The organism is Lentzea sp. NPDC005914, from assembly GCF_040629405.1.
Classification (GTDB): Bacteria; Actinomycetota; Actinomycetes; order Mycobacteriales; family Pseudonocardiaceae; genus Lentzea.
In genome coordinates, this window is the sequence record NZ_JBEXVQ010000055.1 from 1 (window position 1) to 13,468 (window position 13,468).

The window sequence follows — 13,468 nt, forward strand, 5'->3', positions numbered from 1 at the left end:
TTCTTGCCGTCGACCCAACACAACCACCATGATCAACAAATCCCGATTCCCGGGACCATCTCACTCATCACCATGTGCGAAAGACGGGGCTAGCCGGACGAAGATGAGGTACAGCAGTCGCAACGCCACGCCCGCGATCATGCCGTCAGGCAGACCGAACACGATCATCCAAGGTCCCGAAGCCCCGACGCATGCGGCGACGTGCTTTCTGCAGTCCGCCGCAGACACGATCGCCGGTGAAGGTCGAGCTCATCGAAGGGCCGTCGAGACGCGGGGCGAGAGCGAATACTTCGCCGCCGTGTACATCAACTTCTACGTCTGAAGCGGCGCGGTCATCGGCCCAGTGCGTTGTAGCGGGCATGCACTTCACGCGCCTGAGCCCGAGCCGCCACCAGAGCCTCCAGTTCGTCGTCGGTCGAGGTCCACAGCCCGAAGTCGACACCGAGGATGCTGCCGGAGCCGAGCATCCCGATCGCCGCCAGGTGGTCCTCGATCTCGTCCAGGTCGAGGATGTCCGACTGACCGTCCGGCACCGTTTCCATCCACATGATCCAGACGTCCTGCTCGACCTCGCGGATCCCCCGGTGTTTGATCGCGGCTGCCGCCTCCCGCAGCCGGTCGAGCGCGCTGAGGCGTCTGGTGAGTTCGGGGCCTAGCAGGCGCAGATGGACACCAGCCCGGTTCAGCGAAACCGCCATGTCGACCAGCTCAGACTGCTTCATGTCGGCCGACGCTCCGACCTCCGCCAGGCGGAACTGGCCGAGTGCGTATTCGGTGCCGCCTAAGATCAAGGGCAGGTACTGGGTGTGTCGCTGCACCCCGAGCACCCCGCGGTAGAGATCCGCCAGGTTTCGCCAGACGCCGGTGCTCAGCACGTGCGGGTCTAGCCCGCCTGGTTGCAGGTCTGTGCCGGCGACGGTGGTGATACCGCTGGCCTGCACCCCGGCGGCCGCAACCGCTTCGACGGTTTCCCCGGCCACCTCGGCCAAGGTCGCCCAGCCGAGAGCGAGACCCTCCGGCACGACCGCCGCGGAGAGCAGCCCGACGCTGACCCCGATCCCAATGCCCACAAAGATGTTGATCCAGTCCTGCTGGTTGCGGGCTTCCTCACCAGCCGCACGGATCACCTTGGCATACGCCTCGTACGCCTGGGTGTACCTGTCGCTGGCGCCAACCACAGCCGTCTTGAGCGTGTCCACCGTCTGTATTCCGCGCTCTGTGTACGCCCCGGCGAGCAACGACACCTGGGTTGCCTCGCGACGCAGTGCCTCCAGCGCAGGCACGGACAGGAGGGTACCGAGGTCGGGCGCCAGTGCATCCGGCCCCGGTGCACGTTGGGTGACCGCGCCCGCCGGGACGGTGACCGGCGGATCGACGGAAAGGTCGACCAGGGACACCGCGGTGTCAACCGACCGGGCCACAGTAGGCGCCAGGGCGCGCGCTTCAGATTCGGAGGCGTCGGACGGATCGCTGATCCGTCCGCTGAGACCGCTTCGGCCGACGTGCTGCTGTGCGACGTGCACTGCCTCGTGCGCGATCAACTGGCGGCCCGAGGAGGACTGCGGCGCGTAGCTACCCGGACTGAAGAAGATGTCGTGCCCGCTGGTGAATGCCTTCGCGGCCAACGAACGGGTGAGCGCGGCAGCGATGTCGTCAGTGTGCACGCGAACGCCGTCCAGGTCGGTGCCGAGGTGCTGCTGCATCGGGAGCCGGACGTCGTCCGGCAGCGCCGAGCCGCCGCCGCGCCGCGCGTCAATGTGAGCCGCGACGTGGGGGGTGAGTGTCGCACCAGCGACATCGGAGGAGTTGACACGCCGGACCTCGTGGCCGCCGAGCATGCGCGCGACGGCCTTGTTGCCGACCTGCTCCATACCGGTGATCGACACAGGTAGCGGCTTTCCCGCGCTGAGGAGGCTGGCGATGGCCCGGTTGCTGAGATGGGGAGTGGGACGAATCGTCGCGGTGCTGTCGTCGGCGGCCGAGAGCCGCCGCTCGCCCGACAGGCTCCTCGGCTTCGCTCGTCTGGCCATGGGCCCACCACCCCAACGTCGCTGTCTTCTGCACGCTCCATCAGTCTGTACGACAATCGGTATCCATCAACTCCTCGACGTGTATTAGCGAAGATCGATCTCCCCCGTAGCGTCAACATCGCCCTGCGGCTCGCCGCCCACACGGACCTCGTCTCCCTCGACTGTTGACAGCACGAACGTGCCGTCGGCGCGAACTTGGGTGGCCCCATGGTTGGTAGCGATGATGGTCCCCTCAGGGGCGTCGCTATGGCCACCGACGAACAAACGCGGCGCCGATTGGCCCCCTTCTGGCGTCGCAGTGACGGAGTAGCGCAGGACCGGCGGGCCAGCAGGAACCAACAGCTCGATGTCTACGGTGGCCGTCACGGTGACATCGAGACCCGGCTTGAGCTGGCCGCCCAGCGCGGACCAGAAGTCCGAGTTCTCCTGTCCACCGCCCAGGCCGAGGGTCAGGCTCGGAATCGGCTTCACCGACCGGTACATCTCGTGCAGGTAGCGGCCGTCCAACTCGGGAACACGCAGCAGCGCCGCCAATGTCGCACCGAGCAACGCGTGCTCGTCGCGCATGTCGGATGTCCACGCGGTTATCAGGTACCGACAGTCCACTTTGGGCAATGGTGGGCGCTGGCGGACCTGCCCGTCTTCGCTGCGCACGGTCTCGATGCCGAGCTCGCGGGCGGACAGGTTGCGGCGGACGTCCCACAGATACAGGTTGATCGTCGGTCGCGACACCCTGGCCGACCACTCCTTGTCGGGCGCGGCGAAGGCGATGTCGATCTCGCTGCGCGGCAACGGGACCTCGGCTCGCAAGAACTCCTCGAGCGACTCATCGAGCAGGTGCAGCATCGTCATCCCCGTTCACGAGGTGGAAGTAGCGACCGAACTCCGATTCGACGCGCAGCTTGCCGAGCTTCTGGAACTCGCGTTTCATGGCCAGCACCACCCGTTCCATGGTGATCGGCCCGTTCGCGTCCACGGCAAGGAAGGCCGCGCCGAGCGCCGCGTTGTGGATGACGCCGCCTGTGATGCGGAACTGCTTGGCCAGGAAGTCGAAATCGAGCTCGTCGACGGGCGCGCCCACGGGGAACGAGCGCTGCCAGATGAGCTTGCGTTGCGGCTCGCCCGGCGCCTCGAACGCCACGGTCACCGAGATCCGCCGCTGAAACGCGTCGTCGATGTTGCGCTGCAGGTTGGTGGCCATTATGACCAGCCCTGGGTAGGACTCCAAGCGCTGCAACAGATACGCGACCTCGATGTTCGCATATCGGTCGTGCGCGTCGGCGACCTCGGAGCGCTTGCCGAACAGCGCGTCCGCCTCGTCGAAGAACAGCACCAGGTCACCTGCCTCGGCTGACCCGAAGAGACGTTCGAGCTGCTTCTCGGTCTCACCGATGTACTTGCTGACCACAGCCGACAGATCGATCTTATAGAGGTCGAGTCCCAACCGGCCGGCGATGATCTCGGCGGCGAGGGTCTTGCCGGTGCCCGACGGGCCGGAGAACATCGCGACCACACCGGTCGATGGCAGGTCGGAGAATCCCCATTGCCGGTACACCGTCGCACGGCCACGGCAACGCGCAACGAGCTCGTCGAGCTGTGCGGTCTGGTCGGGTGGCAACACCAAGTCATCCGGGCCGCGGCGCGGCCGGATGCGCAGCGCGACCCCGTCGAGGTGTCCGCCGGCCAGTCGCCGCACCCCTTCGGAGACCCGGTCGGGCGCACCGTTCGCGGCGACGGCCACCAGCCGCAGCTGGGTCCGGGTCAGTGGCGCGTCGGCGACCGCAGGCACACCGAACGCGTCCTTCCAGTCGGCGTCGTCAGCGAGTCCGGACTCGACGCGAATCTCAGTCCATCGCCGCGACGGCAGACTCTCCAGCGCCAGATCACCTGGCGAGCTGAGCACCCAACTCAGGTGCGTGGCACGGTCGACACGGTCCGCTGCCGATCTGCTCAGTGCAGCGGCCAGTTCGACCATGACGGTGCGGCCGCTGACGCTCGCCTCGCGCACTGTCGCCGCCCACTCCGCGTCGGTCGTGGGCAGCGGACACACCAATAGCGGCCTGCCCGGCCAGCTCGACCGAACCGCGCGGATCCGGCTCTGCGCGTCCGCGCCGGACACCAGTATCAGTTCAGGCGTACTGGAATCACCGAGCTCACCGATCATCCGGACGCCCGCGGGGAGCGCGGCGTCGACCATATCGCTGCCGCACAGCATCCACATCACCCGGTCCGCGGGCGAGACCATCCTTGTCGCCCACGGACCATCAGCGCCGACACTGACCAGTTCACACCGTCGCAAAGGTGTACCAGGGGCAAGGGAACCACTGTCCACCAACCGATCGATGCTCGCCAGGGTCAACCTTGGCGTGTGCACGTTGTCCTGGATATAGGTGACCAGGCGCATCCTGTGCGGTGAGTGGTCGACGGCGGTGACCAGCGCGAGGATCGCGGCGTCGCTTCTGCCGAGCCCGGCGTTCCGAACGAGCCGGGCGAACCTCGACTCGCCCGCGGCAAGGTCGTCAGCGAACAACGCCTGCGCCGTGGCCAGGTCGGGTTCCAGTTCGGCGACCAGCTGTTCGGCCGCCGCACGGCCGGCTCCGCCGAGACCGGGCAGCTCCCGCAGCACGCGCTCGATCTCTTCGCGGCCAACATAAAGCCCCGCGAAGTCGTGTGGGAGCAGACCGTCACCGAGCCTGCACAGCAACGCCTCGCGTTGCAGCAGGGTGTCGGCAAGCACCTGCCAAGCCGGTGTGCCATCAGCTTTCATCCGGTACTCCGATCCGCTGGGCCTCCGCCCTCCCTTAACTTAGAGTCAGATGATGGCTCGTTACACGGCCGAACAGATTTATGCCTTCGCGCGTGAGGCCGGGTTCGCCCCCGACCAGGCGGCTACGATGACAGCGATCGCCCTCGCGGAGTCACGTGGTCAATCCGGCGCCCGCAACGCGGAGGGCGAGGACAGCCGCGGACTGTGGCAGATCAACGTGCAGGCCCACACCGACCGCGTCAGCCAGGATCTCTACGACCCCGCGGTCAATGCCAAGGCCGCCTTCGAGGTTTCGCAAGGTGGAACTGACATCTCACCGTGGACGACCACTCACGGCGGACTGTCAGCGCGGTACCTGCGGTTCCGCGACGACGCTCAGGCCGCCGCCGTGGCGTACGGCGACGGTCCGGGGCTGGGCATGTGGAGCGGCACCAGCGGGTACGGCGACCCGACCAGTGCCGGCAGGAGCGACGGCCGCGAGACACCGAGCGACGAAGGCAGCGCGACAGTCACCGGCCAGTCCGCCCACGTCACGTCGAATACCTCCGCGGTGACCGGTGTCGGTGAGGAGTACGGCATTCCGCTCGATGTGGCCGCTCCGGCTGTCGATGGCGTCACGCGTAGTTCAGACACACCAACAGGAACCGGCGCCGAGTACGGCATTCCACTCGACGGGCAACTCGCCCCGGCCCAGCAGCCTGCGAGCTCAGCGCGGCCGAACAAAACGCAGGAGTTCCTCGACACCGCACTCGCGCAGACCGGCGACCAGTACATCTACGGCGCCGAGGTCGAGCTCGACGATCCGGATCCGAGCGCGTTCGACTGTTCGGAGCTGGTGCAGTGGGCAGGTCACCGGGTCGGCGTCGAGATCCCCGACGGCGTCATCTATCAGTACAGGCACTTGCGGGAACACCTCATCCCGGTCGAGCAGGCGATCAACACTCCTGGCGCGCTGCTGTTCAGCTTCTCGTCCGATCCGGAAGGCGCCGAACCCAGTGGCGCGCACGTGGCGATCAGCCTGGGCGACGGCAAGACGATCGAAGCGATGGGCACCGAGTACGGCGTCGGGTCGTGGGCAGCCACCACGGCACGGTTCCAGTACGCGGCGGTGATCCCCGGTATCTCCGACCTACCCGTGCCGAGTGCGGCACCTCCGCCCGCCGCCGCACCGTCCGACCCATTCGCCCACCGGGTCGAGACCGACCCGGCGGCGATGGACACCGACCCCACCGTCCTCGAGGCGAGCAGGCAGCTCACCGCAGCCGAACCGCCGTCCGCACAGGAGGTGGCCAATGACCTGCCTGAGGGCAACATCGGAGACGTCGACCACGATGGGGTGGATGACGCACTTGCCTCCGCGACGTCGTGGGCCGACTTCGCGGATGACGACAGTGACCCCGGTATCCCCGACGCGACAGGAGCTCACTGACCCTCGATGACCCGTTCCGCCAGCCAGACGACCGAGATGCTCGGCTTGATCGACGCCGCCGTCACCAGAACACGCGCGGCGGGACGAACCGACCTCGCGGACAAGCTGATCGGCGCTCGGCGTCGGCTCACGTCCGGCTCGTGGCACGTCCTGGTCGTGGGCGAGTTCAAGAAAGGCAAGAGCGCTCTGGTCAACGGGATCCTGGGGGTCGAGGTGTGCGGAACGGACGCGGTCGAGTTCACCGCGGTGCCCACTTTCGTGCGCAGTGGTCCACCCGCCGCTGCCGCGGTTCCCGACGGCGATCCGAGGGCACGCAACAGGATTGACATTCGTGCGGCAGCGGAATATGGCCTCCGCGGCACTGCCGAGGACGGCAGCAGGTTGCGTGCCGTCGAGGTTTCGCTGAGTCGTGCGGTGCTGTCCGACGGTCTGGTGTTGATCGACACGCCGGGGCTCGGCGGCGGGTTCGCCGCCGCCTCGGCCGCGTCGACCATGCGGGCGCTGGCGATGGCCGACGGACTCATCGTGGTGACTGACGCGTCGCAGGAGCTCACTGCCACCGAGGTCGATTTCCTTCGGCACGCCCAGCAGACCTGCCCCAGCGTCCTGGTGGCACTCACCAAGACCGACTTCTACCCGCACTGGCGGCGCATACTCGACCTCGACCGGAATCATCTGCGTAGCGCGGGAATCGACGCCGAAGTGGTCGCGGTGTCGTCGACGTTGCGGGAGTTGGCCCTGGACACCGGGGACCCGGCGCTCAACGCGGAGTCCGGTTTCCCCGTCCTGCTCGACCGGCTCCGGACCCGTCTCTCGGGGCAGCACCGCCGGCGGTCGCTCGCCGCGGCGGCAGACGCCACTCGGTCGGCACTGGCCAGCCTCGCCGAGTCGCTGGCCATCGAGCACACGGCATTGACCAGACCGCAGGAGCGGACGTCGACCGTCCGCAGGGTCGAGGCGGCGGGTACCCGCGCCCAGGGTTTCGCCGCCGCGTCCGCGCGGTGGATGAACACGATCAACGACCGGGTCGGCGACATCAGGGGCAAACACAGGTCGGACCTGGTCGACTGCTGCAGGCGACTGGAGGCCGAAGCGGGACGCCGGATCAAGGAGGGCGACCCGACCACGGAGTGGGCGGAGATCGTGCCCTGGCTCTACCGACGTGCCAACGAGGAGCTCACCGACGCGCACACCCGCCTGATCCGCTCGATCGACGAGTTGGCACGCGACATCGCCGCGGTGTTCGACGATCCGGCCGACATCGTCGGCTTTCCAGCGGTGCCACGACGTACGTGGTCGGTGGGCCAGGACATCAGGCTGGACGCGCTCAGCTCCCGCAAGGGCGGCAAGCTCGAGGTCGGCATGCACGCCGCGCGCGGCTGGTCGCTGTCGAGTTCGGTCGTAACGACGTTGCTGATCACGACGCTGCACCCTGGCCTGCTGATCGCACTGCCGGTCACCGCGGTGCTGGGCAGTGTCTTCGCGATCCGCGCCGTCAGGACGTATCGAGTGGCCAAGGTCGACACGGCACGCAACGAGGCAGTGCGCGCCGTGGCGACGTACCTGGGCCAGGCCAGAGCCGACGCGCTCGACGGCGGACAGGAGGTCATCCGTCTTGGCCACGCCCGAGTCCGCGACTACTACCTCGACCGCACCGCCGAACTGACCGCCGCCGCACAGCACGACCGCGCGGTCGCCACCAGCGCGGCCACAGCCGACGACGCGGAGATCGCGGCCAGGGCTGGTGCGGCACGATCCGAACTCGACCGGGTCCGTTTCCTGCTCACCGCCACCGAGCGACTCACCGGGACCAGCACATGACCCGGCCCGCGGTGTCGCTGCCCGCGCGTGTGCGTTCACTGCTCACCGAGGCGACCGCCGCATACCAGGGCAGGTCTGGCCGGCGCAGGTTACTCGACGTCGCTCGACACCTCGACGGGCCACTACGGGTGGCGATCGCCGGGCGGGTGAAGGCGGGAAAGTCGACGCTGCTCAACGCACTGGTCGGGATGCGAGTGGCCGCAACCGATGCGGGCGAGTGCACGAGAGTCGTCACCTGGTACGGCCATGGCACCGAGCCACGGGCGATGGCGTTTCCCCGGTCCGGTGCGCCGGTCGGGCTCGGATTCACCATGGATGACGGCAGGCACGTCCCGGACCTGGCGGGCCGGTCGGCCGACGACCTCGACCGGATCGAGGTCGTCCTACCGAGCGAGTGGCTAACGCGGGTGACGCTCGTCGACACCCCAGGCATGGGCTCACTCAGCGAGTCGGCGGGCAGACGCACCCAGGAGTTCCTCGGCGAGCGGGCCGGCGTGGACGCCGTCCTGTACCTGCTCCGCCATTTGCATTCGTCCGATGTGGACTTTCTGGAAGCCTTCACTGACAACGGTGTCGGCGACAGCAGCCCGATCAACGCGGTTGGCGTGTTGTCGCGTGTCGATGAGCTGGGCGGTGGTCACGGCGCGCCAATGAAATCCGCGGCCAGGATCGCGGTCGGCTATCGAGCCGACTCCCGACTGCGCGGGCTGGTGCACACGGTCGTACCGGTGGCGGGTCTGCTCGCCGAGACCGCGGCCACGCTCGACGTCGCGGACTTCACTGCTCTGGGCGCGCTGGCGGCCGTCGACCCGGCGGTGCTTGCGCCGATCCTGCGGTCAGCGGCACGGTTCGTCGCACCGTCGCGTGCAGTGCGGGTGCATCCCACGGTGCGCCGACAGTTGCTCGAGCTGCTTGGCCTGTACGGCGTGCGGGTCTGCCTGGACGCCATCCGCGCAGGCACCTCGTCCGCGGACGAGCTCCGCGCGGTGCTTCGTGACCACAGTGGACTCAGCGATCTGCTCGGTCTGCTGTTCACCCAGTTCGCTCAACGGCGCGACATCCTCAAGGCTGACAATGCTCTGCGGATCATCGAAGCGCTGACCCTCGAGGATCCGATCCCGGCCGCACCCCGGCTGCGCGCCGGTGTCGAGCGGCTGCGCGCAGGCGCCCACGAGTTCGCCGAGCTGCGGCTGTTGACCGAATTGCGGCTCGGCGGCGTCCCCGCGTCCCCGGACCAGCTCACCGCGATGGAACGCCTGCTCGGTGGCCACGGCATGGACCCGGCGGTCCGCCTCGGGATCGGCCCTGACTCACCACCCGAGACCGCCTGGGCTGTTGTCGGCGGCCTGCTCGAACACTGGCGCAGGGTGGCGCAGAACCCGCTGTCCGACCCGCCGCTGGCTCGGGCAGCGCAAGTCCTGCAACGCACGTGCGAAGGCCTCAGTGAGTCCATGCGCCGCGCCCAGGCCCCGCCGCCGACTCCTCGCTCAGACAGACCATTTGCTCCTGGTACCGGCACTCCTGGATAAGCGATACTCCGGAGATGTCTGGCAGACAACGCCTGCGGTCCACCCCGGATCACACTGTCGATGTCAGCGCCGGCACACCCGTGCGACCGGTCGTCACCCAGTCGGTCTCGATGCGATCGATGTCTACCGCCCTGACCTCAGGCGACTCAGCCGTTCGGTCGGCCGTGGTCACGATGCTGCCGCCGTCGGCGAGCAACTCGATGATCGCCCAACTGCTGGCCGGCGAAGGACCCGCAGCATCGCCGGGCGACGCCATCGCCTCCCGGATCGCCGCTCGAGCCGGCGGAGGTCGTCCCCTGCCCGCGGAGATACGGGCCGAGGTCGAGTCCGGGATGGGCCAACAGTTCGGGGACGTCCGTATCCATGACGACATCGAAGCCACCGATCTCGCCACGCGGCTCGGTGCGCGAGCGTTCACCAGTGGCCAGGACATCTTCTTCAACTCCGGCGTCTACAACCCCGCGACACCGGACGGCTACGAGGTGCTCGCGCACGAGCTGACGCACACCCTGCAGCAGTCCGCCGGTCCGGTCACGGGGCAGGTGGTGTCGCCAGGGCTCAGCGTCAGCGACCCGACCGACCGCGACGAACAGGCCGCGTACAGCACGGCCCGGCGGCTCGCTGCCGCCCGCGGCTCGGCCTCAACGGCCGAGTCTCCCTCGATCATGCCGGGCCCTGCGCCCCACATCACGCGCGTCGCCGCGCAAGAAATCCCCCGTACAGTCCAGCGCGACGATGATTCGTTCCTCGACGACCTGATTCCCGACCTCGTCCTCGACGGTGTCAGGTACTTGGTGTCCGCCATCCCCGGCTACACGATGCTGACGCAGATCATCGGCACCGACCCGTTGACCGGCGATCCCGTTCCTGTCGGGCGCGAGGGCCTGATCGAGAACCTGCTCACCTTCGGCCCGTTCGGGTCGTCGGTCGGGCACCTTCTCAACACCATCGACGTGTTGGATGACGTCTTCTCCACGGTGTCCAGCGAGTTGACCGCGCACAACCTGACGTTGGACAGGATCGGCGACGAGATCGAGTCCGCATGGTCGGATCTGTCGATCACCGAAGGCATCGATGGCAACGCGGCGATGCTCAAGCGGCGTGTCGACGGGATCCTCGACGACGCCCTCGCCGCGGTCAGCGCGCTCGTCGACCGAGTCATCGAGATCGTCCGGTCGGTCATCGCCGAGGTGGCTGAACGCGCTCTGCAGACCCCGGAGATCAAGCCGGTCTGGGACCTGGCCCGCAAAGTGCTGCACTACGATCCGTTGCGCGGCGAGGATGTCAGCGCACCGACGGTGGAGATCCTCGCTGACTTCCTGAGACTCATCCATCAGGACGAACGCCTCGCGCAGATGCAGGAACGCGGCACCCTGCAGCAGGCCGCGGACTGGCTCGACACCCAGTTCGCCACGTTCAGCAGCATCGGCACCGACCTCATCGCCTTGTTCCGCGCTGCCTGGGAAGCCATCCAGCCCGCGAATCTGCCGGACCTGCTCGACACCCTGCCCGCGTTGGCACAGCGCGCTTTCGCGTTGGTGCAGCGGATCGCCGACTTCGCCACCACCCTCATCGCGAAGGTGCTTGAACTGGTCAAGCACTCGCTGCTGGGCTGGCTCAGCGAACACGCCCACGAACTGCCGGGTTTCCATCTGCTGACGGTGATCCTCGGCCGCAACCCGTTCACCGGCGACGCGGTCCCCCGCACTGCGGAGAACCTGATCCGTGGCTTCATCACGCTGATGCCCGGCGGCGAAGCGACCTACGAGCAGCTCGCCGAGGCCGGTGTCATCAGCGAGGCGGCCACCCGCATCGAGACCGCGATGGTGCGTCTCGGCATCTCGTGGGACCTGGTCATCGCGACGTTCCGCGGGATCTGGGACGGCATGAGTCTCGACGACCTGCTCAACCCGATCGGCGCGTTCGACCGGATCCTGACCCAGTTCGGTGAACCGCTCGGCAGGCTCGTGGAGTTCGCCACCGAGGTGATCCAGGTCGTGATCATCCTGATCCTGCGGCTGATGAACTTCCCCTCGGACCTGGTCGGCAGCATCATCGACAACGCGATGGCCGCCATCGACGACATCAAGCGCGATCCGGTCGCGTTCCTGGTGAACATGTTGCTGGCGCTCAAGAACGGCTTCGTCGGCTTCCTGGACGAGATCGTGACGTTCCTGATCCAGGGCCTGGGAGCGTGGCTGTTCCGCGGCCTCGCGCAGATCGGGATCACGATTCCCGCCGACTTCTCGATGCAGTCGGTGCTGCCGCTGGTGTTGCAGGTCCTCGGCGTCAGCATGGAGACGCTGTGGCAGAAACTCGGCAAGCACATCGGCGAGGACAAGGTCGCGATGCTGCGGGCGGGCATCGACAAGGTCCAAGGTGCGTGGGCGTTCATCAAGGACGTGCAGGAAAACGGTGTCTCGGCGATCTGGACCTACATTGTCGATCAGTTGGGCAACCTGTGGGACAGCATCATCGGGATGGCCCGCGACTGGATCATGACCGAGATCGTCCAGGCGGTGACGACCCGGCTGATCTCGATGCTGGACCCGACCGGTGTGATGGCGGTGATCAGGAGCGTCCAGGCCCTGTTCAACGCCATCCAGTCGGGAATCGAGTACCTGCGCGACATTCTGGAGATCGTCAACGAGTACGTGACGACCTTCGCACAGGTGGCGGCGGGCAATGTCGGGCCGGGCGCGGAAAAGATCAAGATGGGGCTGGCGCACGCCGTTCCGATCGCGATCGGGTTCCTGGCCAACCAGGTGGGGATCGGGAACATCCCCGAGAAGATCGTCGAGATCATCGGCGGGCTGCGTGAGTTGATCGACCGCGCACTGGACTGGCTGTTCGAACAAGCAATGCGACTAGGCGCGGCGGCGCTGAACACGTTGGGGATCGGCGGACCCACGACCGCATCCAGCCCCGACGCAGTGGTCATTGACGAGCCGGTCAACACAGAAGGCGAGAGCCACCACCTCAGAACCGAGCGCGGATCGCCGGAGCTGTTCCTGCACAGCACACCGATCCCACTCACTCAAATCAACGACCCGACCGGCAATATCGTGCAGCTCAACACCGACTACCTGACGCGCCGTACCGCCTACGAGACGGCTCTCACGCAGTTGGCGACAGGCGCCACCACCCAGGCTCAAGCCGACGCGGCGAAGGCCCAGCTCGACGCGAAAGTGCTGGAGATCGTGCAGCACGTCAGCTCGATCGGGTTGTCCTCGAACCCTGGCGCAAGCGCACCGAACATCGGCATGGTGGAGAAGTACGGCGAACAGGCGGGCCGGATCCGCGGTCCGGCGAACAGCCGCATCCGCGCACCGCAGATCTGGCAGACCGAAGCGGAGCACCTGATCCCGTTCGGAACCGCGAGCACGCTGTGGACTGCGCTATGCGCGACCACACCGATCCGCGGCCAGTTCGAGGACCACGAGCAGACCACGATCGTCATCTACTGGCGCGCAGCCAGGATCAAGACCCCAGACGACAATGCACTCACCCGGCTCGCCCAACAGGCGGCTCCGAGGATCGCGCGCGAGGTGAACCGCAAGGTCGACGTCATCAATATCCTTGGCGAGTTCGGTGAAATGGCGCGGGACACGAGCTTATTAGTGTCCCTTGTCGACCGTGTTGAGCAGGAGCTGGAACCCATTCGCGTAGCCGCCGCGAAACGAACCTCAGACGCAATCGATCAGGAGAACGGGGAAACCGAGGACACGTTCACCCAAACCAACAGTGCGCGGCGCGGCGACGAGGCTCCCACTCCGGGCGCCGCGGAGATCGGCGCCGCCGCGGACGCCCAACTCCGGGACATCATCACCATGCTGCGGTCTGCGTTCGAAGTGGCCTTGGAACGGATGGGTGCGGACTGAGTCCTTCGCCG

The 13,468-nt window shown here is 67.3% G+C and carries 8 protein-coding genes; 5 read left to right on the plus strand and 3 right to left on the minus strand.

Annotated features, from left to right (window positions below; genetic code table 11):
- Positions 1 to 332: 332 nt before the first annotated feature.
- The 3 genes from ABZ345_RS44275 to ABZ345_RS44285 all read right to left on the minus strand — a co-directional run bounded on the left by ABZ345_RS44275 (position 333) and on the right by ABZ345_RS44285 (position 4,434).
- Positions 333 to 2,030 carry a DUF4157 domain-containing protein gene (locus ABZ345_RS44275; protein ID WP_359861249.1) on the minus strand — a complete coding sequence of 566 codons (1,698 nt, stop codon included), beginning with the start codon at positions 2,028 to 2,030 and terminating at the stop codon, positions 333 to 335.
- Between the two features lie 84 nt (positions 2,031 to 2,114).
- Positions 2,115 to 2,876 (minus strand): DUF4255 domain-containing protein, encoded by a 762-nt coding sequence (locus ABZ345_RS44280; protein ID WP_359861251.1) that lies wholly within the window; start codon positions 2,874 to 2,876, stop codon positions 2,115 to 2,117.
- Positions 2,857 to 4,434, minus strand: a complete 1,578-nt coding sequence (locus ABZ345_RS44285; RefSeq protein WP_359861253.1) for an ATP-binding protein — start codon at positions 4,432 to 4,434, stop codon at positions 2,857 to 2,859. Before ABZ345_RS44285 ends, ABZ345_RS44280 begins: the two co-directional genes overlap by 20 nt.
- 12 nt (positions 4,435 to 4,446) lie before the next feature.
- Here ABZ345_RS44285 and ABZ345_RS44290 point away from each other — a divergent pair, with 12 nt between their 5' ends.
- The 5 genes from ABZ345_RS44290 (at position 4,447) to ABZ345_RS44310 (ending at position 13,457) form a co-directional block, all read left to right on the plus strand.
- Positions 4,447 to 4,893: a hypothetical protein gene (locus ABZ345_RS44290; RefSeq protein WP_359861255.1), complete on the plus strand. Its 447-nt coding sequence runs from the start codon at positions 4,447 to 4,449 to the stop codon at positions 4,891 to 4,893.
- A 31-nt stretch (positions 4,894 to 4,924) separates the two neighbouring features.
- Positions 4,925 to 6,226 carry an NlpC/P60 family protein gene (locus ABZ345_RS44295; RefSeq protein ID WP_359861257.1) on the plus strand — a complete coding sequence of 434 codons (1,302 nt, stop codon included), beginning with the start codon at positions 4,925 to 4,927 and terminating at the stop codon, positions 6,224 to 6,226.
- A gap of 6 nt (positions 6,227 to 6,232) precedes the next feature.
- Positions 6,233 to 8,047, plus strand: a complete 1,815-nt coding sequence (locus ABZ345_RS44300; RefSeq protein ID WP_359861259.1) for a dynamin family protein — start codon at positions 6,233 to 6,235, stop codon at positions 8,045 to 8,047.
- Positions 8,044 to 9,576 (plus strand): dynamin family protein, encoded by a 1,533-nt coding sequence (locus ABZ345_RS44305; protein WP_359861261.1) that lies wholly within the window; start codon positions 8,044 to 8,046, stop codon positions 9,574 to 9,576. The genes ABZ345_RS44300 and ABZ345_RS44305 overlap by 4 nt, the downstream gene beginning before the upstream one ends.
- A gap of 119 nt (positions 9,577 to 9,695) precedes the next feature.
- On the plus strand, positions 9,696 to 13,457 hold the full coding sequence (locus ABZ345_RS44310) for a DUF4157 domain-containing protein (protein WP_359861263.1): 3,762 nt from the start codon (positions 9,696 to 9,698) through the stop codon (positions 13,455 to 13,457).
- Positions 13,458 to 13,468: the final 11 nt, after the last annotated feature.

Excerpts from the sequence above, each read along its gene's own strand:
- ABZ345_RS44275 (WP_359861249.1), bottom strand. The coding sequence starts at position 2,030 with ATGGCCAGACGAGCGAAGCCGAGGAGCCTGTCGGGCGAGCGGCGGCTC.
- ABZ345_RS44280 (WP_359861251.1), bottom strand. The coding sequence starts at position 2,876 with ATGCTGCACCTGCTCGATGAGTCGCTCGAGGAGTTCTTGCGAGCCGAG.
- ABZ345_RS44285 (WP_359861253.1), bottom strand. The coding sequence starts at position 4,434 with ATGCGCCTGGTCACCTATATCCAGGACAACGTGCACACGCCAAGGTTG.
- ABZ345_RS44295 (WP_359861257.1), top strand. The coding sequence starts at position 4,925 with ATGACAGCGATCGCCCTCGCGGAGTCACGTGGTCAATCCGGCGCCCGC.
- ABZ345_RS44300 (WP_359861259.1), top strand. The coding sequence starts at position 6,233 with ATGACCCGTTCCGCCAGCCAGACGACCGAGATGCTCGGCTTGATCGAC.
- ABZ345_RS44305 (WP_359861261.1), top strand. The coding sequence starts at position 8,044 with ATGACCCGGCCCGCGGTGTCGCTGCCCGCGCGTGTGCGTTCACTGCTC.
- ABZ345_RS44310 (WP_359861263.1), top strand. The coding sequence starts at position 9,696 with ATGTCTACCGCCCTGACCTCAGGCGACTCAGCCGTTCGGTCGGCCGTG.